Source organism: Parapontixanthobacter aurantiacus (assembly GCF_009827635.1).
GTDB lineage: Bacteria > Pseudomonadota > Alphaproteobacteria > Sphingomonadales > Sphingomonadaceae > Parapontixanthobacter > Parapontixanthobacter aurantiacus.
Genome location: NZ_WTYW01000001.1, coordinates 544650 through 564824, shown reverse-complemented (window position 1 = coordinate 564824; position 20175 = coordinate 544650). Strand labels below are relative to the sequence as shown.

At 62.1% G+C, this 20175-nt stretch carries 17 protein-coding genes, 1 tRNA gene and 1 other RNA gene; 3 read left to right on the top strand and 16 right to left on the bottom strand.

From position 1 onward, the window contains the following. Positions 1–28: 28 nt before the first annotated feature. The 5 genes from GRI38_RS02730 to GRI38_RS02710 form a co-directional block, all read right to left on the bottom strand. A complete protein-coding gene (locus tag GRI38_RS02730; RefSeq protein WP_160681443.1) occupies positions 29–502 on the bottom strand; it encodes a DUF6998 domain-containing protein in 474 nt (157 codons plus the stop codon). A gap of 13 nt (positions 503–515) precedes the next feature. Continuing rightward, positions 516–1697: an HNH endonuclease gene (locus GRI38_RS02725; RefSeq protein WP_160681442.1), complete on the bottom strand. Its 1182-nt coding sequence runs from the start codon at positions 1695–1697 to the stop codon at positions 516–518. 124 nt (positions 1698–1821) lie between these two features. Continuing rightward, the gene (locus GRI38_RS02720) at positions 1822–3888 is read right to left on the bottom strand and encodes a class I SAM-dependent DNA methyltransferase (RefSeq protein ID WP_160681441.1); all 2067 of its coding nucleotides are present in this window, start codon (positions 3886–3888) and stop codon (positions 1822–1824) included. A gap of 885 nt (positions 3889–4773) precedes the next feature. Next, complete coding sequence (locus GRI38_RS02715) at positions 4774–5985, bottom strand: tyrosine-type recombinase/integrase (protein ID WP_160681440.1); 1212 nt, start codon at positions 5983–5985, stop codon at positions 4774–4776. A 206-nt stretch (positions 5986–6191) separates the two neighbouring features. Beyond that, positions 6192–6277 (bottom strand) — tRNA-Tyr (locus GRI38_RS02710). Positions 6278–6426: 149 nt separating this feature from the next. On the opposite strand from GRI38_RS02710, the gene rlmB reads away from it, so the two are divergent. Further along, positions 6427–7227, top strand: a complete 801-nt coding sequence (gene rlmB / locus GRI38_RS02705) for a 23S rRNA (guanosine(2251)-2'-O)-methyltransferase RlmB (RefSeq protein ID WP_160681439.1) — start codon at positions 6427–6429, stop codon at positions 7225–7227. A 116-nt stretch (positions 7228–7343) separates the two neighbouring features. On the opposite strand, the gene GRI38_RS02700 is transcribed toward rlmB, so the two are convergent. The 8 genes from GRI38_RS02700 to GRI38_RS02665 form a co-directional block, all read right to left on the bottom strand. Further along, on the bottom strand, positions 7344–7616 hold the full coding sequence (locus GRI38_RS02700; RefSeq protein WP_160681438.1) for an HU family DNA-binding protein: 273 nt from the start codon (positions 7614–7616) through the stop codon (positions 7344–7346). A 223-nt stretch (positions 7617–7839) separates the two neighbouring features. Continuing rightward, entirely contained in the window at positions 7840–10227 is a 2388-nt protein-coding gene (gene lon, locus GRI38_RS02695) for an endopeptidase La (RefSeq protein ID WP_160681437.1), read from the bottom strand. Positions 10228–10440: 213 nt separating this feature from the next. Continuing rightward, positions 10441–10782, bottom strand: coding sequence for a YbaB/EbfC family nucleoid-associated protein (locus tag GRI38_RS02690; protein WP_160681436.1), 342 nt, complete (start codon positions 10780–10782; stop codon positions 10441–10443). Then, a complete protein-coding gene (locus GRI38_RS02685; RefSeq protein WP_160681435.1) occupies positions 10779–12650 on the bottom strand; it encodes a DNA polymerase III subunit gamma/tau in 1872 nt (623 codons plus the stop codon). Before GRI38_RS02685 ends, GRI38_RS02690 begins: the two co-directional genes overlap by 4 nt. 49 nt (positions 12651–12699) lie before the next feature. Continuing rightward, an RNA gene (gene ffs, locus GRI38_RS02680) (signal recognition particle sRNA small type) lies at positions 12700–12794 on the bottom strand. Positions 12795–12863: 69 nt separating this feature from the next. Beyond that, entirely contained in the window at positions 12864–13142 is a 279-nt protein-coding gene (locus GRI38_RS02675) for an ETC complex I subunit (protein ID WP_160681434.1), read from the bottom strand. A gap of 10 nt (positions 13143–13152) precedes the next feature. After that, positions 13153–15579, bottom strand: coding sequence for an ATP-dependent helicase HrpB (gene hrpB, locus GRI38_RS02670; protein WP_337191227.1), 2427 nt, complete (start codon positions 15577–15579; stop codon positions 13153–13155). 73 nt (positions 15580–15652) lie between these two features. Further along, positions 15653–16663, bottom strand: coding sequence for a polyprenyl synthetase family protein (locus GRI38_RS02665; protein ID WP_160681432.1), 1011 nt, complete (start codon positions 16661–16663; stop codon positions 15653–15655). Positions 16664–16795: 132 nt separating this feature from the next. On the opposite strand from GRI38_RS02665, the gene GRI38_RS02660 reads away from it, so the two are divergent. Next, positions 16796–17077, top strand: a complete 282-nt coding sequence (locus tag GRI38_RS02660) for a chorismate mutase (RefSeq protein WP_160681431.1) — start codon at positions 16796–16798, stop codon at positions 17075–17077. Between the two features lie 32 nt (positions 17078–17109). After that, positions 17110–17538 carry a hydrogenase gene (locus tag GRI38_RS02655; protein ID WP_160681430.1) on the top strand — a complete coding sequence of 143 codons (429 nt, stop codon included), beginning with the start codon at positions 17110–17112 and terminating at the stop codon, positions 17536–17538. Between the two features lie 100 nt (positions 17539–17638). Here GRI38_RS02655 and GRI38_RS02650 read toward each other — a convergent pair whose 3' ends face one another. From GRI38_RS02650 to GRI38_RS02640, 3 genes are all read right to left on the bottom strand, one after another. Next, positions 17639–19081 (bottom strand): sensor histidine kinase, encoded by a 1443-nt coding sequence (locus tag GRI38_RS02650; protein ID WP_160681429.1) that lies wholly within the window; start codon positions 19079–19081, stop codon positions 17639–17641. Between the two features lies 1 nt (position 19082). Continuing rightward, positions 19083–19760, bottom strand: a complete 678-nt coding sequence (locus GRI38_RS02645; RefSeq protein ID WP_160681428.1) for a response regulator transcription factor — start codon at positions 19758–19760, stop codon at positions 19083–19085. 111 nt (positions 19761–19871) lie between these two features. Further along, positions 19872–20174, bottom strand: coding sequence for a PepSY domain-containing protein (locus tag GRI38_RS02640; protein ID WP_160681427.1), 303 nt, complete (start codon positions 20172–20174; stop codon positions 19872–19874). Position 20175: the final 1 nt, after the last annotated feature.

Below are 20175 nucleotides of genomic sequence, written 5' to 3'. Positions count from 1 at the left end.
CTAAATCACATACTTGGCCGATCTAAAATCAGGAAGGCAGCCATATCCGGACCGCAATTCTTTTGAATGCCGTTACAGAAAGTGCGCCACGCTCGCGCGATTTCGAGCCAGGCAGGGCCAGCGCGATTTCGACGTTGGCGGAGGTCGCTTCCCAGATTTCGCGCGGGTCGAAGGTGCGGTTGTCCATGAGAACAAGCATCACCGAATCGCAGGGCGCGTCGCGTTTGATCTTCCCAATTCTCTGGCTCTTGCTTGATCCGTCTCCAAAGGCCCGGCCCTTAATCTGAATGCGCTGGGACCCATTGCTGGTCTTGCGGATCGCATCATATCCTTCGGTGCGCGGAGGAGCGAGTTCGAGGCCGAGGATTTCGGCGGCGACATATTCGGCGATCTCGCCGGTCACCCCTAGCGGTTTGCCGGTTAGCCGGTAATATTCGCCAGCGAGGGGGCGCACTTCGGCAAGAATTTCCCTAACCCGCTGCGCTTCGGGTGTTTCGGTCATCGCGCATTTTCCATCAGAAACCCCAATCTTGACGATGGCGCGCGAGATAGCCGCGCTGGCTGACCGACGGGCGTTGCCGCAACGGTTGAGGAACACCGAGAAGTCGGCGGTCTGCGGGGCTCAACCGATCAGCGATGAGCATATCGCCCGTATCGGCGAAACTGATCAGCCCGCGATCGAAAAGCGCGTCGATGTCGGCGCGCAGTAACAGCCCGTTGTTGCCGTCCAGCTTTTCATGGTCGTCGCTGTCACACCAAGCGAGGATGTGCGAGGCGCGCAGCACTTCGGATACGCCGCAGCCGGTCACGGCACACCGGCCGTCCCACTTCCGTTCAACGTCCCGCCGGAACCGTCCCTGGCCGAGCCGGGAATCGATCAGCCGTTTCTTGGTTGTCGGTCCCACGTCCTTACGCTTCTCGATCGTCTTGATGTCGCCGCTGATAATGCCTTCATCGACGGCGAGTATTGTTGACCGGATGCGATGCCACATAGGCGACCGATCAGCCTCGGGCACCGAGATCATTATTCGAAGGGCCTGAGCATCGTTCAGTTCGGTGAAGCTGTTGAACATTGTCAGGAGTTTCGAGGTGCCGCGCACAGCATGCGGGTTGATCCGCGCTGGACGGTCGAGCCACAGGAAGCTGTCGGCGGGGCAGCGCCAGTTCGGAATCCATTCAAGGTCTCTCTTCCAGACCTTGTCGAAGCGCTCTCGCTTGCCGCCATGACATGCGCGAACACTCGGAATCGCCCAAGCCTCGTCGCCGAGCCGCGCGATGTCCAGCTTACGGGTGAGGCGTTTTCGTTCTTTCGAATTGTCGATCAGGCAAGTGGCGTTCGCTGCGATGCCGACCAGTTCCTGCACGCCGTCGTGCGATGCGTAGAGGAATAGGATGGTTCTTCCGGCTTCCTCAGCAACGGGGGCGTTGCCCACGCCTTCGGTATGGAAGATGCGCCAATCGACGCCATCTTCTTTATATCTGAGCGCCGGCGCATTGTTCCACTCCTCGTGGCCAAAACCATTTTTCTTCGGATAGCCGCTGGTGGCCCTGACGCCCGAAGGTTCCTGATAGCCGTTGCGATTCCACAAAATTGGCTTTGCTATAAATAGTGCCATCCATAAACTCCCCTGATCGCAGTTTCGACGGCAGGGCGTCGGGCGGTCCAGATAGTATTGGTCCGCTTGAGAGGACGCCAATGGACGACTGGTTCGGCAGCTTGGGGCACGTCACAGCCAACTAGAGTTTCAAAGCTCTACATCGGCCTCACGCACATTCATTCCGTCGAGTCTCGCCGAAGGTTGGCATACGGAAATTGGGCGCTCAGGATTTCTTGCCGGACTTCCTCTTCTCTTTCCTACTGGCAACCACGAGCGGCGCAGATCGCGTCTGAAACAGGTTGAACAGATGCTCAACCCTTTCGCGCTCGGTGGCAAAACGCTCTTTTCGGTAGAGCCTGTCTACCAGTCGGTCATTCGCTTTGTGCGCCTTGCGCACCTCCACCGGCATGCCCCCCGCATCGTACATGTCCTCCAGCGTCGCGGGGGCGCATGCTTCCCGCGCGGCGACGATAGCCTTCGCTGAGGCCTCTAGCTTTGTCTTGTCGGCATCATCCACGACGGGCCACGGGAAGGAATTATAGACGTTTGGCGCATAGCTGTAGCGGCTCTCCAGCCTGCCTGCGACCGTCCGCATCCAAGCCATATGCATGGCCGATGTCAGCAACGCCATGATCCAGAGTTCTGGTTTTGGCAGGATCAGGAGCTTGTTGCTGCCGATCACATTCTCATCGAGAACGCAGATGGGGATGTATTCTCGAGTCTCCGACGACACCTCGGGGACCGCCAGATAGGACGATGACGGCTGTCGGTCCTGCGTGAAGACCCAGGGCGTCGCCGCAAATTCCCGAACGCTGTCCGTTGGGCTCTTCAGCCGCCCGTGCTTGACGCGGGCGAGGCGTTCCTGAATCTCGGGCGAAGATTTCAGCTCCGCCGGAGTGGCGTTTTTCAGCCAAAGACACCATCGCCACTTGCCGGAAATAAGCTCCTGCCCGCCAACATATGGGCGAAGCCATTTTGCGATGCCCGGATCGCGGGCGAGCGCAGCTTTCCGGTCTTCCTCGTCGAGGATCAGGTTGCTCGTCGTGACGTATTTGCCGTTCGGCCCTTTGAGCCGTGCGCCATCCGCAGGCTTGCTGCCTTGGAATAGCTTGGGCATACCTGCGGGCGGGCGGCTCCGTGCAGCGATGAATATTTGCGGGCTGGAGATTAGGTAACTGTTGATCTGCGGAACGATCGACATGTGAGGATCGCCCTTCACATCGTCGTAGTCGTATATCTGCCTTGATCCGTCACGGTCGAAATCGAGTCCGACTATGATGACGTGAACCGCTGCTTTGCCTCGTGCCTCGCTGAGCCATTCGAACGTGCGGTGGGCGAAGAAAATCCTCGCCCCCGACCGGAAAAGCTGGGGCCACAGGATTGAAGCCTGCTCGCCCTGACATATCGAGTTCGTCGAAACGAAGGCGATTCTGATTGCGCGATTCTTCTGCGCGTAGTCGGTCGCGAGCTTGAACCAGCAGGTAACATAGTCGAGCCGGTTGACTTGACCGTCGCGGCCCCAGACCCGGTGCATACCGGCTTTCTGATCAGCGTCGCGCAATGCATGCCCGATGAAAGGCGGATTTCCGAGGATGTGCGTACATTCCGCAGGCGGCAGAACGCTTTCCCACGCCACATCCAGAGCATCGTCATGCCGGATCACAGGCGACTTCCTAAGCGGTATGCGAACGTAGCTCTTGCCAAATGCGAGCGAGAGCCGCGAATTCATGATGTGATCCATCATCCACATCGCCGTTTCCGCGATGCGCGACGCAAACTCGCCGATCTCAATGCCCGCAAACTGATCGACGTCAACCTTCGAGAGAGCCGAGACGTCTAGGATGAGCTGGTCTTTACCCGCAAATATCTCGGTCAGGACATCGAGTTCGAGCAGGCGAAGCTCGCGGTAGGCGATGACGAGGAAGTTGCCGCAACCGCAGGCAGGATCGAGAAATCGCAGTTTGCTCAGCCTTTCCTGAAATTCGGTGAGCCTTGCGATTTTCGCAATGCGCAGGGCCTTTAGCCGTTCGAATTCGGCCCGCAGCTCGTCGAGAAAGAGTGGCCCGATGACTTTAAGGATGTTCTTCTCGGTTGTGTAATGCGCACCTTGCCGTCGCCGTTCTGCTCGGTCCATCACGGACTGGAACAACGATCCGAAGATTGCGGGCGAAATAGGGGACCAGTCGAAGGCGGAAACTTCTAGCAGAGCTTCTCGCATCGAGCGATTGAAGTCCGGGATGCGCGTCGATGTTTTGAACAGGTCGCCGTTCACGTAGGGGAACTGCGCCAAGTCTTCATCAAGATTTTTGCTACGCTTACCCGAAACAAGAAGCTCGAGGCAGACAGCAGGCTACTGTGGATCGAACATTTCCGGTTCGGCTGATTGGAAATGGGGGCTATGTCGAGAAGGTTGCCTAAAAACGGACGGCCTCTCAGCGGCCCTATTTTCTGTCGGTCTGCGATGCTGGTCAGGCAACCGCTGGATGTCCGCTTCTGGCGAAAGCTGCCGTTCGATATATCGCTCTGGAACGGCAGGATTGTCCCCGAAACAGCCGCTCGGCGCCCCGATGTGGCAGGACGACGAACGACCCCTTTCGGGATGGGCGGCTCGCCGCTTCAACGACCGATTAGAGGGCGCAAAGCGGCTATTTTTTGACCGCAGGCCAAATTGTGGGCGGGCTTCCCTAGCGGGCGACCTGCTCTATCCGCTTCGCCGACCGGGCCTGTAGTCCCGGCCCATTCGGGTGACGATCAGGAGCAAGTTCAAGTTGAGTGGGAGTTTCTGGAGGACACGCTCTGTCCCGCGCTGCGCGCTCCTGAGGGCGCGGCGTTCTTGAGCTAACCCGCAGGCAGTCTTGCCTCTCTCATTGCCGGACGCCCGCTGGCGCACTGACCGCGCGCGCAGGGCATCCGGCGGCTTCGCTCCGTTGCAAGGGTACCCCCTTTGTGCGGATCGCGGATGCGATCCTTGGCGTGGGAACGCCAAGGGCTTCGCCCTCTCGTTCCCGAAACCGCAAATAGATGCCCCCGGGTGGCGGGCTGCGCCCGCTGGCCCGCGCCAGGGCATCGATTTGCGGTTTCCCCTCCCCCTCCCATCCTCGCCGGAGGGCAGGCGGCATGGCGTAAGCCATGCGCGCCAGCCGCCATGGTGGCTCTCCCGTTGCGCGGGGATGCGCTAGCCGGCTGCGTCGGAAGGTCCGTCCGGGATGGCTGTCCCGGAACAATAGGCTCCCCACGCTTCCATCAGCTTCACGCGCGCACCCGGCTTTTCCTTGGTGCCGAGATAGGTGGTGCGGCGATAGGCAGCCTGCACCGCGTCGGGCGTCTTGTGAGCCAGTGCCGCCTCAACCACTGCATCCGGATAACCTTCGTTCGCTGCCCAGTCCGTGAAAGCGGAGCGGAAGCCGTGGACGTGGAAGGGCTCCTGCATGTCGCGCAGCACCTTGAGCAGGGTCATGTCCGACATTGCTTTGCCGGTCGCCCCGGAGAAGACCACTTCGGCTCCCTCGACCCGGAGGGCATCCGCTTTGGCAAGAACCGCCATCGCGGCTTCGGAAAGTGGGACCACGTGGGCTTTGCTCCGCTTCATATGCTCGGCGGGGATCGTCCAGAGGCGCTCGTCTAGGTCGAATTCCTCCCACGTCGCCAGCCGAACCTCTTGCGAGCGCGTGCCGGTCAGAATCAGGAGGTCGAGCGCGAATCGTCCAAAGGATGGTTTGCGCCTCAGTGCGGTCATGAACGATGGGATAGCGACGTAGGGCATCGCCTTGCGGTTCTGCGTTTGCTTTACCTGCCGGGGGAGACCGCGACCGGCCTTCAGACTGCTGTTCCCCGACGGAGCTTCGCTCGATCGCCAGCCCTTGGCATGCGCGTAATCCAGCACCGCGCAAATCCGATTGCGCACCTGGCGCGCGGTTTCCGGGATTTCCTGCCAGATCGGGGTGAGGACCGCGATTATGTCAGCCGCGGTGATGCTGCCGGTCGGCATGTCCCCCAGTTTGGGGAAGGCGTAGTTCTCCAGACTGGCCCGCCACTGGCGGGTGTAGACGTCGCTCTTCCAGCCTGCTTCGTTTTCAGAGTGGTACTGGGTGGCGGCTTCGCGGAAGGTGACCTTGGCGGCGGCCTCGTCCTTGCGTTCCGTGAGAACATCGCGCTTTTCGACCTTCACGGCCTTGCGCAGCCCGTTCGCTTTTTCCCGAGCATCCGCCAGCGTGACCAGTTTGGCGCTTCCAAGCCCAATGTCCCGCCGCTTGCCGTCTTGCTGGAGTCGAAGCAGCCATGAAGCGGAGCCGGTTTTCCCAACTTTGAGGAAAAGACCGTCGCCATCCTGATACGTGCCGGGATTCGCCAAAGCTGCCTTGACCGCCACCGCCGTGAGCTTGCCCATTTCCTTCCCCACATCTCCGCAGGCTGTTCCGGAATATTCAAGTGTGGGGAAGCGCAGTTCTTTCCCCACACCTTCCCCACACTAGGCCTCGGATAAGGGTAGATCGCGATGGCCGCGTGGGGACGGAATAGGTGCAATATACCGCAGAAACCCAAGGGTTTCCACGGATTCCTGGGGATGCTGATAGATGCTGAAAGAAAGGGCGGTGGTGGACAGGGCTGGATTCGAACCAGCGTACGCTTGCGCGGGCAGATTTACAGTCTGCTGCCTTTAACCACTCGGCCACCTGTCCACTGGTGCGACGTTCAAGATAAACGCAAGAGCGCGCCCGGTTTCATGCGGGCCTCCAGCCGAGAGGGGCCGCTTTGGCGAAGCGATGCTTGCCTGTCAATGGGCGTGCTGGCAGGAGGCGCGAAACTTTGTCCGACGAAAGCGCGAACCATGAACAAACCCAGCAAGAAACGCGCATTGAGAGGCCGGGCCGGCCGGATGCGAGGAGGCCGCGGCAGCGGTCGCGCAAGTCCGGGCCAGGTCCGCCTCTGGGGCCGTCACGCCGTAGAGGCTGCGCTGAAGAACCCTGCCCGTCAGCATCGCAAGTTGTGGGCGACGCGCGAAGGCATTGCCTCGCTCGATGGGGATCTCCCTCCCGATTTTCCCGTCGAATTCGCCGATGTCGCCGATCTGGGACGCCTCGTCGCACGCGACGCTCCGCATCAGGGATTGGTTCTTGATTGCTTTGCGCTCGAGGACATTCACCTTTCCGACATCCTCGCGGAAGAGGGGAAAGAAGGACCGATCGTTGTTCTCGATCAGGTAACGGACCCGCACAATCTCGGAGCCATCCTACGCTCTTCCGCCGCCTTCGATGCGGCTGCCATCGTGACGCAGGACCGCCATGCTCCCCCCGAAAGCGGGGTCGTGGCCAAGTCGGCCTCCGGCGCGCTCGAAACCGTTCCCTGGGTGCGCGTTGTCAATCTCGCACGCGCGCTCGAAGAACTTGCGGAAGCCGGATATTGGCGGATCGGCCTTACCGGCCATGCCGAAGCGACGCTTGCCGAAGCGCTGCCGGCCGGGCAAGTTGCACTGGTGCTGGGCGCGGAAGGCGAAGGGATGCGCCAGAATATCGAAGCGCATTGCGATGCGCTCGCCAAACTGCCGATCTCTGCGGCGATGGAAAGCCTCAACGTGTCGAATGCCGCAGCTGTCGCGCTTTACGCAATCGCGACGCGCCCGTCCGACTGATCTACTTACGTTCGACGGGTGGGAAAAAAGGAGCCACCTCCCGTCCCGGATGTGGCTCCTTCTTTATTTGCTCGATACGCGCATCCTGTCGATGCGCGGCATTTCTTACGAAATGCTTAGTTGACCGAATCCTTGAGGCCCTTACCGGCCTTGAACTTCGGCTGGTTCGATGCCTTGATGGTCATCGGTTCACCGGTGCGGGGATTACGGCCCGTCGAAGCCTTGCGCTTCGCGACCGAGAAGGTGCCGAAGCCGACGAGGCGAACTTCGTCGCCGTTAGACAGCGCTTTCTGAATGGAATCGAATACGCCTTCGACGGCGTTGGCGGCATCACTCTTCGACAGGCCGCTCGAATCCGCGACTGCACTGACCAGATCGTTCTTGTTCATTATTGTATCCCCTGAGAATCTTTCTTGGCAATTCGGTCTTGTCGTTCCGAATGCGCGGGATTTGAACGCCTGCCGCCCCTCATGTCAAAGACTTATTGGCAGTTTTGCGCCATTCTTGCACAAAAACGGGACAAATTAAGCGGAAAAACCGTCTTTCTGCACGAAAGGATTGGGGGCGGCGCCGATCTCAATGACCTGCCGCCCTCATCCGACCCCGTTACGCTTAATGGGCAGTCGGCTGATTCCCTCGATATTCGATCACCGGCTGGCTCGCCAGATCGTCGGCTTCGGTCCAATCGATCGGCTCTGGTTCGGAGGTCAGCGCCTGAGCAAGAACTTCGTCGACGTGAGAGACCGGAACGATGTTGAGCCCGTCTTTCACGTTATCGGGAATTTCCGCCAGATCCTTCAGATTGTCCTCTGGGATGAGGACGGTCTTGATGCCACCGCGGAGCGCCGCGAGCAGCTTCTCCTTCAATCCGCCGATCGCAAGCACACGTCCGCGCAAGGTTACTTCGCCGGTCATGGCAACGTCCGGACGAACCGATATGCCCGACAGGGTCGAGACGATCGAGGTGACCATGCCGATACCCGCGCTGGGGCCGTCCTTGGGTACCGCGCCTTCCGGCAAATGGATATGCACGTTCTTCCGCTGGAAGATCGACGGCTTGATCCCATAGGCGGGCGCCCGCGCCTTCACAAAACTGAATGCGGCCGCGACCGATTCGTTCATCACTTCGCCCAACTTGCCGGTCGTCTTGATCTCGCCCTTGCCGGGCGTCGTGACACTTTCGATCGTCAGCAATTCGCCGCCGACTTCGGTCCACGCGAGGCCCGTGACCGCGCCGACCTGAGCCTCTTCCTCGCCAATGCCGTGCTTGAACTTGCGCACCCCGGCGAAGTCGCCGAGATTTTCCGGAGTCACGGTCACGCTTTCGACTTCGCCTTCGAGAATCTTCCGCAAAGACTTGCGAGCCAGACGCGCAATCTCGCGCTCCAGCGTCCGCACTCCGGCCTCGCGCGTGTAATAGCGGATGAGGTCGCGCAGCCCTTCCTCAGTGAGAGTGAACTCCCCTTCGGTAAGGCCGTGATCCTCGATCTGCTTGGGCAGCAGGTGGCGCTGTGCAATCTCGACCTTCTCGTCTTCCGTATAGCCTTCCAGCCGGATGATCTCCATTCGGTCGAGAAGCGGCTGCGGCAGGTTGAGGCTGTTCGCAGTCGTCACGAACATGACGTCCGACAGGTCGATATCGAGTTCGAGATAATGATCCTGGAACTTCGAATTCTGCTCGGGATCGAGCACTTCGAGCAAGGCCGAGGCGGGATCGCCGCGGAAATCCTGACCCAGCTTGTCGATCTCGTCGAGCAGGAACAAGGGGTTCGACTTGCCTGCCTTCTTGAGGTTCGTCACGATCTTGCCGGGCAGCGAGCCGATATAGGTTCGCCGATGGCCACGGATCTCCGCCTCGTCACGCACTCCGCCGAGCGACTGGCGAACGAATTCGCGACCCGTTGCACGGGCAATGCTCTTGCCGAGCGAAGTCTTGCCGACGCCCGGCGGCCCCACGAGACACAGGATCGGACCCTTGAGTTTGTTCGTGCGAGCCTGAACGGCGAGATATTCGACGATCCGGTCCTTGACCTTGGTCAGGGCGTAGTGATCCTCGTCGAGGATGTCCTGTGCCTTGCCGATGTCCTTCTGAACCTCGCTCTTCTCGCCCCAAGGCAAGCCGAGCAGCACGTCGAGGTAATTGCGCACGACGGTCGCTTCGGCGCTCATGGGTTGCATCCCCTTGAGCTTCTTCAGTTCGGACTGGGCCTTGCTGCGCGCTTCCTTCGACAGTTCGAGCTTTTCGATCTTCTCGGCGAGTTCCGCCAGTTCATCGCCCTCGCCGTCTTCGCCGCCGAGCTCGCTCTGGATCGCCTTCATCTGTTCGTTAAGGTAATATTCGCGCTGCGTCTTTTCCATCTGACGCTTCACCCGGCCACGAATCTTGCGCTCGACCTGAAGGACGGACAATTCGCCCTCCATGAACGCCATGACCATCTCGAGCCGTTTCAGGGGATCGGCCTCGCTCAGAAGTGCCTGCTTGTCGGAGACCTTCACGTTGATCGCAGCCGCGATGACATCGGCCAGTTCGCCGGCATCGTCGATGTCGCCGAGATCGCTCGCCGCATCGTCGCCCAACTTCTTGTTCAGCTTGGCATATTCTCCGAACGCCTCGATCACTTGCCGCATCGTTGCGGTCACTTCGCTGCCCGACACCGTTTCCGGTTCGAGCATCTCGACGTCGGCAAGTACGAGATCACCCGAATCCGTCAATTCGCGAAGCGCAATCCGCTCGTGTCCCTCGACCAGCACGCGAACCGTGCCATCGGGCAATTTCAGCAGCTGCAGAACCTGCGCCAGCACGCCGGTATCGTAGAGGTCGTCACGCTGCGGATCGTCGCATCCGGGGTCGAGTTGTGCGATGAGCGCAATTTCCTTGTCACCCTCCATCACCGCTTCCAACGCGGCCACGGATTTCTCCCTGCCGACGAAGAGCGGCACGACCATGCCGGGGAACACGACGATGTCGCGAAGGGGAAGAAGGGGGTAGGCCTGAGTCATAGAAACGTCCGTCGAATTGCTTGGCCGGCGCGCATTTCAGGCGCCGTTCTGTCTTGCCTTGGCATATGGGAACGCCTCGCGGACCGCGCAATGCCGCGTCGCCCTCCATTACCCGCATTATGACGGGGAATTGGTGCGCCTCGCCAGCAATCCCGGGTTCGGGATAGCAAAGCCGTGGCGCGTTCCATCGCCGCAGCAAATTCTTCGGTAAGTTCAGCCCATTCCGGGAAGGTTGAAGCCTGGCGGCAGGCCCATGCCGCCCTGCATTTCCTTCATCTGTTCGTTCGAGACGCGATCGGCCTTGTCGCGCGCATCGTTGAAGGCTGCCGTCACGAGGTCTTCGAGCATCTGTTTCTCTTCGGGCTTCATCAGGCTCTCGTCGATCTGGACGCCGAGCATCCGGCCCTTCGCGGTGCAGCGAACCTTGACCATGCCGCCACCCGAAGTTCCCTCGACCTCGATCGAGTCCAGCTTCGCCTGCATCTCGCCCATCTGGGTCTGAATGCTTTCCGCCGCCTTCTGCGCGGCTTGGATCATTTCTTCCATCGATTTCATGCTGTCTTGCTCCAATTGTTGTGGCCGCCCGATACGCCGGGTTCTTCGTCGACGAAGCGGGCATCGGGGAACTTTGCGAATACCGCCTTGACGAGGGGATCGTCGCGCAAGGCGGCTTCGCGTTCGCGTGCCTCATCCTGCTCCCGCTCGACGAACGAGGCAAGTCCGCCCTTCTCCGCCTGTTCGAGCGTCCAGCGATTGCCGGTGACTTCGAACAACGCATCGCGCAGCAAAGCGGAAATGTCGTCGCGATAGCGACGGTCGCGCGAAAACTTCAACGTGGTCTCGCCGAGCGCGATCGGCCGAACCTGAAGGCGCATGACGCTGGCGGCGTGATGGCGGCCCGATCGCTCGACCTGTTCGATCAGTGCCCTCCAGTCTTCTTCGAGATTGTTCGAACCCGAAGCCTCTGCCCCGGGCTGTCCCGTCGAAGGTGCGTCGGTCGACGGTGCGGGCGCGCGCTTTGCCAATTCCTCCATCCGCTTCATCATCTCGCCCGGATCGGGCAAGTCTGCCGCGTGAAGAATGCGCAACAGGGCCATTTGCGCGCTGGTCAGCGGCTCGGGTGCCTGACGCACTTCCTCGTGACCCTTGAGAAGGAGCTGCCACAGCCGGTGAAGCTGCCCTGCCGAGAGCCGCTTGGCCCAGTCGGTCAGAGCGGTGCTTTCTTCGGCGCTCGGCGCGTCGGCACGGACGCCCGATATTTGCGCGACGGTGATGCGGTGGACGAGGTCCATGAGGGTGCGGATCAGTGCGATCGGCTCGACGCCAAGCGCATATTGGTCCTCGATCGCCGCGAGCAATCCTGCCGGATCGCCCTTCAGAATCGTTCCGAGCAAGCGCCGCTGTGCGCTCTTGTCGGCCAGACCAAGCATTGTGCGAACCCGCTCCGCCGTGACCTTCGCGCCCTCCGCGTCGCTTTCCATGTCAGCATGGGCAATCGCCTGATCGAGGATCGAGAGTCCGTCGCGCACCGAACCTTCTGCGGCCCCGGCGATCATGTCGAGCGCCTCTGCGTCCGCTTCGACGCCCTCCTGCGCGCAGACCCACGCAAAGTGGTTGTGCAGCAATTCGGTCGGAATTCGCCGGAGATCGAAACGCTGCGTACGCGAGAGGACCGTCACCGGAAGCTTGTCCACTTCGGTCGTGGCAAACAGGAACTTCACATGCGCAGGCGGTTCTTCAAGCGTCTTCAGAAGCGCGTTGAAAGCATTGCGCGACAGCATGTGCACTTCGTCGATGATGTAGATCTTGTAGCGGGCAGAGACCGCCGAATAGCGCACTGCCTCGATAATCTCGCGAACATCGTCGACACCGGTATGGCTCGCCGCGTCCATCTCGATCACGTCGATATGACGGCCCTCGGCAATCGCGCGGCAAGGCTCGCAAACGCCGCAGGGATCGATGGTCGGCCCGCCATTTCCGTCGGGGCCCATGCAGTTCAGCGCCTTGGCGATGAGGCGCGCGGTCGACGTCTTGCCGACCCCGCGCACGCCGGTCATCAGAAACGCATGAGCCAGCCGGTCGCGCTTGATCGCATTGGCGAGCGTGCGGACCATCGGTTCCTGCCCGATCAGTTCGCTGAAGGTCTGCGGGCGGTATTTTCGGGCCAGGACGCGATAGGGCGTTGCCGGGTCGACGGTTGCGGTCGACGCAACGTCGCTCGTCGCAGCGGTTGGAGACGGCGCAGGCGTTGGAGAAGAAGCGGGCACCGGAGGTGTCGGCTCTGCCTCGGCGAACAAGGCATTCTGTCCGGCAGCCTCCAGTTCGGCAGCGCTCGGTCCGTCGTCGCGCTCGCCTCGCGCGGAATCATCGTTCCACGGAAGTCCGCCGCTATCGTGTTCCGCGTTCGCGGGTGAATCGTCCATGCCGATTAGCTACGCCCTGAAGCGCGATTTGTCATGGTCTGCGGGGAAAGAAAAAGGAGCCGAGCGACCCGTCGCAATTCACCTGGGCTGCTTCCTTCCGGACCTGACCCGGTGAGCGAACGCAAACGTCCACCCGACTCCCGGCGCGCCATATGGTGTTTCAGAAGAACTTTGTCCAGCGCCCGGTGCAGATTCGCCGGAACGGGAGTCCGCTTACTGGAAATTGTCGGCGTAGGCCTGAAGCTTCAGCTTTTTCGGCGGCGTGGGATGAACGCGCGCCGCGATGCCGTGCTTTTCTGCATAGGCCTTCGCCGCTTCCTTGTCGGGAAACGTCAGACGAACCTGCGACTGCGTATCACTGCTGCCGGTCCAGCCCATAAGCGGATCGGGCTTGCGCGCCTCGGACTGCTCGAATTCGAGAATCCATTCGTCGACCCGCGCCTTGCCCGACTGCATTGCGCTTTTGGCTCTCTGGTAAATGCGTGCTGCCATCGGCTTGCCTTTAATCGGATTTTGCCGAACGCGCAAAGGCGTTCTTCGTCTTCAGGCTGGGTAGCTCTTCCCAAGGCCGGTCCGGCCAGCGATGCTTGGGATAGCGGCCCTTCATGTCCTTTGCGACTTCGGCCCAGCTCCCCCGCCAGAACCCCGGAAGATCGCGGGTCGACTGAATGGGCCGCCCGGCGGGGCTGGTAAGCTTCAAGAGCAAGGGGGTCCGTCCGATAAGGGGTTGCCGATCGCAGCCGAACATCGCCTGCACGCGAAGTTCTACCGACGGAGCATCGTCTCCGGTATAATCGATCGCATGCGTCGTTCCCGCAGGCGAGGTGAAATGACGCGGCGCTCCCTTTTCGAGCCGCTGGCTGCTCTCCCAATCGAGCAAGCCTGTGAGGCTGGCGACCAGCCTGTCGCGTTCGACAAAAAGGTCGCGACGTCCGTCGAGCAGCGGCGTCAGCCATAATGGCGCGCTTTCGCGAAGAGCGTCGGGAGAAAAAGCTTCGATTCCCAGAAACCGAGCCCGCGCCAGCAGATCTTGCGGGAGCAAATCGTCAAGGTGTTCGAGTGCCCGCTGCATCAGGAACTCACGTAGTTCCTCCGGGTCCGGATCGGGTTCGGGAGCGGAGGACAGAAGGATCCCGCCCAAACGCTTTTCCCGCCGCGCTTCGACGCGACCAGCGTCTTCGTTCCAGCGGAACATGCTGCGCCGTTCGATGAGATGAGCGCAATGTTCCTCGATATCGCGTTCGTCCAGTGCCAGCGCCGCCGTAATGCGCGCGTCCTTCGCCTTGCCCTGAGCGTCGCCGATGACGAGCCATTGCGCGCGGGCGAGACAGCTTGCCGGGTCGAGCCTGAAGCCCCGCCCTCCTGCGGAAAGCCATTGCTCTCCGCCTCGTGCCTTCGCGATATTGTCGGGGGCGGCGAGCGCCAGATGAATGGCCGGGTCGTGCGGCCCGTCGCTTCGTTCCGTGACCAGCTTCTCGGCCTTTGCCGCCCAGCCATCGGCAAGCCGCCGCGAGGCTGTCGCCCGGTTCGAGCGGTCGCCGTTCCAGCGCGACAGTCTTTGCGCCAGATCCTCGCTTCGTCCACCCAGCCCGCGCTCCTGTAGCAGCAGCATCATTCGTGCCGCCTGCTGCACGGCACCGTGCCTCGCTGCCGAGAGAATGGCCGCCGCGGATACGGGATCGAGCGGAAGCGCGGCAATGCTCCGACCGCGATCGGTGATGCGCCCGTCGCCGTCCAGCGCGCCCAGCTGGACGAGGCGGGACCGGGCAGCGGCCAACGAGGCTTCGGGCAGCGGATCGAGCCATTCCAGTTCCTGCGGATCGCTCGTGCCCCACTCGGCCAAGGTCAGGACGAGCGGAGCAAGGTCAGCCGTTTCGACCTCCGGTGCGGAAAAGGCAGGACGCCCCGCATGGCTTGCCTCGTTCCACAAGCGATAGGCCACACCCGGCCCCTGCCGCGCCGCTCTGCCCGCACGCTGGGCGGTGGCTGCCTGACTTGCCGCGACCGTCACGAGGTGCGTCCGGCCCGCCGCTCGGTCGAATTCGGGCTGCCGCGCTAGGCCGCTATCGACGACCACCGACACCCCGTCGAGCGTCAGCGAGGTTTCAGCGATGCTGGTGGCCAGCACGATGCGCCGCCCTTCGGTATCGCGCCGCAATGCCGCTCTTTGTGCCGCCGGTTCGACCTGTCCGTGGAGCGGCAGGACCGGCACGCCGCCGAGCCGTGCTTCCAGCCGCTCGCGCACCCGTTCGATCTCCCGAACGCCGGGCAGGAAAGCGAGAAGGTCTCCCTCGGTTTCGCGCAATGCCGTCAGGACCGCGTCACTCATCGCATCCTCGAGCGAAACCTCCGCGCGAGTGCCGAGCCATCGAACCTCCAACGGGTGGGCTTTCCCCTCACTTTCGATGACCCTCGCATTCCCGCCGAGCAACCGGGCGAAGCGCGCTCCGTCAATCGTCGCCGACATGACGAGCAGCCGCAGTTTCTCGTTCAGCACCGCGCGGCTTTCCAATGCCAGCGCCAGCCCGAGATCGCCATCCAGATGTCGCTCATGCGCTTCGTCGAACAGGATCGCCGACACGCCCGGCAATTCGGGGTCAGCGACGATCCGATTGACGAGAATGGCCTCGGTCACGACGAGAATACGGGTCGCCGCCGACTGCTTCGTATCGAGCCTCGTCGTGTAGCCGACCGTCCGTCCGACGGGCTCGCCCAGCAGTTCCGCCATCCGTTCGGCCGCCGCACGTGCCGCCAACCGGCGGGGCGAGGTCATGATTACCTGGCCTGCGCACCAGTCTTCACCGATCAATGCGGGTGCGACCGCCGTCGTCTTGCCCGCGCCCGGCGGGGCAACCAGGACAGCGCCCGTATCCTCGCGCAAGGCAGCGAGCAGGTCCGGCAGGACTGCATGAATGGGAAGGTCGCTCACGATCAAGGCCGCATTAGCGTCTCGGGCGCATATTGTCGAAAGGGCCGCCCTTCCCGCAATCGCCCGGCGCGAATCAATAGCCGCGCGAGACGGCGAACATCGCGGCTTCGGACAATGCCATGCGCGCCTTGCCGTCGGGGAAGATCGACAGTGCATCGATCGCGCGCTCTGCAAAATGCCGTGCCCGCTGACGAGTCGCCTCGACCGCGTCGTGCCGTTCCATCAGCGTTATGGCATAGGCAAGATCCGCCTCGCTCGTCCGGTGCCCGCCGATGGCGGCTTTCCAGAAGCCCCGCTCTTCCTCGTTACCACGCGCATAGGCGAGAATGACCGGCAGCGTCATCTTCCCCTCGCGAAAGTCGTCGCCACGATCCTTGCCCATTGCCGCCGCGTCGCTGGAGTAATCGAGCGCATCGTCCACGAGTTGGAAAGCGATGCCGAGATTGCGTCCATAGGCGTCGAGCGCCTCTTCCTGCGCGTCACTGCATTCCGCGACGACCGCCGAAATACGGCTGGCCGCTGCGAACAAGGCGGCGGTCTTCGCGCCGATGATCGAGAGATATCGTTCCTCGCTCGTCTCGATCTGGCGCTGCGCGGTGAGCTGATCGACCTCGCCCTCGGCGATGATCGCGCTGGCACTGGACAGGATTTTCAGGACCTTAAGGCTGCCGTCTTCCACCATCAGTTCGAAGGCACGGCTGAAGAGGAAATCCCCGACCAGCACGGTCGCGGGATTGCCGAAGATAATGTTCGCGGCCGCCTTTCCGCGCCGCAGGTCCGATCCGTCGACGACATCGTCGTGAAGCAGGGTTGCGGTGTGGATGAACTCGACCGCTGCGGCCAGCTTGTGATGGCGCGACCCCTGGTAACCGACCAGTTCCGCCCCGGCGAGCGTCAGCATCGGGCGCAAGCGCTTGCCACCGCCGGAAATGAGATGGCCTGCCAGCGCCGGGATCAGCGGTATCTCGCTCTGCATCCGGTCGAGGATCACGGTATTCACCGAATTCATCGCCGTCGCGGTCAGCGACAACATGGGGTCGAGCGTAGGCTTGTTGCGCTGTAGCGGCACGATTTCGGCGGTCATGTCCTGCCATTTGGCGCTGCCCCTGCCCCTTGGCAAGGGCGGATAGCTGCATGGTTGTTGCATGGCGCGCATGGAACAGGCAATTACGGGCGGGTCCGGGACGAGGGCTCGATCAACGAGGGATGAGGGAAGATGGCCGACGCGCAACTCGAAACCTACCGCCGCAGCATCGACAATATCGATGCCGCGCTCATCCATATCCTCGCCGAGCGGTTCCGCATCACGCAGGCGGTGGGCGAATACAAGGCGAAGGCGCAGCTGCCGCCAGCCGATCCGGGACGCGAGCAGGCGCAGATTGCGCGGCTGCGGCAACTGGCGGAGGATTCGCAACTCGACCCGGAATTTTCCGAGAAGTTCCTGCGCTTCATCATCGACGAGGTCATCCGCCACCACGAACAGGCCCGGGGCGAGTGAGCGAAGCCGACCATGCGTCTGAGCGCGGCGCAATGATACTAACGGCAAATCAGCGTATGCTCGTCGTCGCCGGAGCCGTATTGTTCCTCATCGGATTGCTGCAAGGCGCGGTCGTGCAATCCTTCGCCAATCCAAGGATGGCGCTTTCGGCTCATCTCACTGCCGTACAGAGCGGGATGGCCATGATGATCGTAGGTGCGCTGTTGTCCGCAGCGCGCCTCTCCGAAAGACCTGCCGGGATAGCGCGATGGACGATCATCGCGGGTATGTATTTGTTGTGGTTCGGTCTCACGGCATCGGCAGCAACCGGGGCTAGCGAATCCCTGCCCATTGCCGGTGCGGGCTACAACGCGGATGCGATGATGGAATGGCTGGTTTCGGCGACAATTATGCTCGGAAGCGTTTTGATGATCGTCGGCTGGACGATTTTTGTCGTGGGACTGGTTCGACGTGGTCGGTAGGTCCTGAAGGCTACAACGCGACGAGACGAATAAGCTCTTTCATGACCTGTTTTATCCTCATCGAACACAGCCCTCGCTATGGTTTTCCGCGGAAGGTTCGCTACCCCGCCCTCGGCAGCATCAGCCTGACGAGCAACCCGCCCAGATCCTCGCTTTCGTCGAGTGCCACCGATCCGCCGTAAATTTCCGCGACGTCCCGCACGATCGCAAGGCCTAACCCCGTTCCCGGCTTGTCCGTGTCGAGCCGTGCGCCGCGTTTGAAGATGCGCGTCCGCTCCTCTTCTGGGATGCCCATGCCGTCATCCTCGACCCAGATGACGCATTGCGCCGCCTCCGGCTCGGCATCGACGGTCACGAACACGCTGCCGCCGCCATATTTCGCTGCGTTCTCGATCATGTTGCCGAGAATTTCGTCGAGATCCTGCCGCTCTATGGCGACGGTCGCCCCGCGATTGCCGTCGAGATCGAAGCGCACGTCGGGATAGAGCCGCGCGATGGCGCGCTGCACCGCGTCGGCACTTTCGCAGACCGGCGTTCGCGCATGACCGATCGCCCGGCGACCGACCGCACGCGCCCTTGCAAGGTGATGATCGACATGGCGGCGCATGGTCGTCGCCTCGCGAATGACCGTATCCGGCAGATCGGTCGCTTTCGCGGTCGCGGCATTGTTGATGACGGTCAGCGGTGTTTTCAGCGCATGGGCGAGATTGCCCGCATGGGTCCGCGCTTCCTCCGCTTGCTTCTCGCTATGGGCGAGCAGTGCGTTGATCTCTTCCACCAGCGGCTCGACCTCGAGCGGCAGCGAATCGGTGATCCGGTTCGCGCCCGTCGTTCGCAAGTCCTGGATTGCCTGACGCACCCGGCGCAGCGGTCTGAGGCCGAAGCGGTTCTGCAGGAAAGCGAGGAGCAGGAGGCCGAGCCCCAGGACCGCGAAACTCCAGTAGAGAATGCTGCGGATTTCGGCGATGTCTGCGTCCAGTTCCTCGCGCGCATAAGCGACGGCGAAGGTCCAGCGCGTCTCGCTGTCGGGCAGGATGACGGTGCGCTCGACGACGCGCAGGGGTTCGGTCGGAAACTGGTAGGAATCATAGGTGTGGATGTCCATGTCGACATGGTCGCCGCGCAGGTCCAGTGCCCGGTCCCACAGGCTGCGCGAAGGGAAGTCGTCATGGCCCGGTCCGCTGATCTGCCAGTAGGCCCCGCTATTGGGTTCGAGGAACCGCTGATCGCCCAGCGCGCGATAGAAGAACACCTCGCCATCCGGGCCGATCTCCGCCGAATTGAGCATCGCGGTGAGGACGTATTCGAGCTGGTCGTCGAAATTGTTCTCAACGAGATTGGTGAGCGTGCGATCGAGCGCGAAGCCTCCGCCCAGCAGCAGGACCGCGATCCAGCCGGCGGCAATGACCATGAGGCGGCTGGCAAGGCTGCGCTTGGGCGCCCCGGAGGCTACCGGGCTGGCAAGGGTCACGGCATCGTCCCCGGCGGCGGCGGAGGTAGCGGCGGGCGCCTCCGTCAAACCGTCGGGCCGATGCACGTTCATCTCAAGCGCGCGGCTGGTCGGCCGGGTCGTCGAGGCTGTAGCCGAGGCCCCTGATCGTGGTGATGACGTCCGCACCCAACTTCTTGCGGATGCGGGTCACGAACACCTCGATCGTGTTGGAATCGCGATCGAAGTCCTGATCGTAGATATGCTCGATCAGCTCGGTGCGGCTGACGACCTTCCCCTTGTGATGCATGAGGTAGGACAGCAGCTTGTATTCCTGCGCGGTCAGCTTGACCGGTTCGCCCTTCAGAGTGACGCGGCCCGAACGCGTGTCGAGGCGCACATCGCCCGCCGTCAGTTCGCTGGAGGTATTGCCCGAGGCGCGGCGGATGAGTGCGCGCAGCCGCGCGATCAGTTCCTCGGTCTGGAACGGCTTGGCAAGGTAGTCGTCCGCACCCGCGTCGAGACCCGCGACCTTGTCGGACCAGCTGTCACGCGCCGTCAGCACGAGGACGGGGAAGGTGCGCCCTTCCTTGCGCCACATGCCGAGCACCGTCAGCCCGTCGATTTCCGGCAGGCCGAGGTCGAGGATGACGGCGTCGTAGTCCTCGGTCGAGCCGAGGAAATGGCCGTCCTCCCCGTCGGTCGAGAGATCGACGGCATAGCCGTTCTGTTCGAGCGTGGTCTTGAGCTGGTTTCCGAGTGTCGGTTCGTCTTCGACGATCAATACGCGCATAGGCTTGGCTTTCCCCTGTGAACCCGGTCGTTGCCGGCGATGTGCTGTATTGGCGGGAACGCGTCAAGCAAGGCGTAGGTTTCGCAAAACCTTACGCCTGCACGCTGCGGCCTAGTCGCTGCGCTTGAGGATCTTGCCGGTCCGCGCATCGACGTCGACGAACAGGACCCGCCCGTTGCGGATGAACTTAAGGCGATAGGCGCGCGCCTGCGAATCGTAGGACGGGCCGAGATATTCGGCGCCCTGCATCATCGGCAGGATCCGGCGCTCGATCTGGCGCAGCGAAAGCTGGTTGCCCGCGCGCATTTCCTTGCGCGCCTCGCCCTGCTCGCTCAGCGGCTGCGCGGCGAGCGGCGTTGCGGCAGGCAATGCGAATGCCCCCGCCAGCAGCGCGGCCAGCGCCAGTTTGTTCATG

Excerpts from the sequence above, each read along its gene's own strand:
- GRI38_RS02640 (WP_160681427.1), bottom strand. The coding sequence starts at position 20,174 with ATGAACAAACTGGCGCTGGCCGCGCTGCTGGCGGGGGCATTCGCATTG.
- lon (WP_160681437.1), bottom strand. The coding sequence starts at position 10,227 with ATGACTCAGGCCTACCCCCTTCTTCCCCTTCGCGACATCGTCGTGTTC.
- GRI38_RS02675 (WP_160681434.1), bottom strand. The coding sequence starts at position 13,142 with ATGGCAGCACGCATTTACCAGAGAGCCAAAAGCGCAATGCAGTCGGGC.
- GRI38_RS02700 (WP_160681438.1), bottom strand. The coding sequence starts at position 7,616 with ATGAACAAGAACGATCTGGTCAGTGCAGTCGCGGATTCGAGCGGCCTG.
- GRI38_RS02715 (WP_160681440.1), bottom strand. The coding sequence starts at position 5,985 with ATGGGCAAGCTCACGGCGGTGGCGGTCAAGGCAGCTTTGGCGAATCCC.
- GRI38_RS02685 (WP_160681435.1), bottom strand. The coding sequence starts at position 12,650 with ATGGACGATTCACCCGCGAACGCGGAACACGATAGCGGCGGACTTCCG.
- GRI38_RS02660 (WP_160681431.1), top strand. The coding sequence starts at position 16,796 with ATGGCCGACGCGCAACTCGAAACCTACCGCCGCAGCATCGACAATATC.
- GRI38_RS02655 (WP_160681430.1), top strand. The coding sequence starts at position 17,110 with ATGATACTAACGGCAAATCAGCGTATGCTCGTCGTCGCCGGAGCCGTA.
- GRI38_RS02665 (WP_160681432.1), bottom strand. The coding sequence starts at position 16,663 with ATGACCGCCGAAATCGTGCCGCTACAGCGCAACAAGCCTACGCTCGAC.
- GRI38_RS02645 (WP_160681428.1), bottom strand. The coding sequence starts at position 19,760 with ATGCGCGTATTGATCGTCGAAGACGAACCGACACTCGGAAACCAGCTC.
- rlmB (WP_160681439.1), top strand. The coding sequence starts at position 6,427 with ATGAACAAACCCAGCAAGAAACGCGCATTGAGAGGCCGGGCCGGCCGG.
- GRI38_RS02650 (WP_160681429.1), bottom strand. The coding sequence starts at position 19,081 with ATGAACGTGCATCGGCCCGACGGTTTGACGGAGGCGCCCGCCGCTACC.
- GRI38_RS02690 (WP_160681436.1), bottom strand. The coding sequence starts at position 10,782 with ATGAAATCGATGGAAGAAATGATCCAAGCCGCGCAGAAGGCGGCGGAA.
- GRI38_RS02730 (WP_160681443.1), bottom strand. The coding sequence starts at position 502 with ATGACCGAAACACCCGAAGCGCAGCGGGTTAGGGAAATTCTTGCCGAA.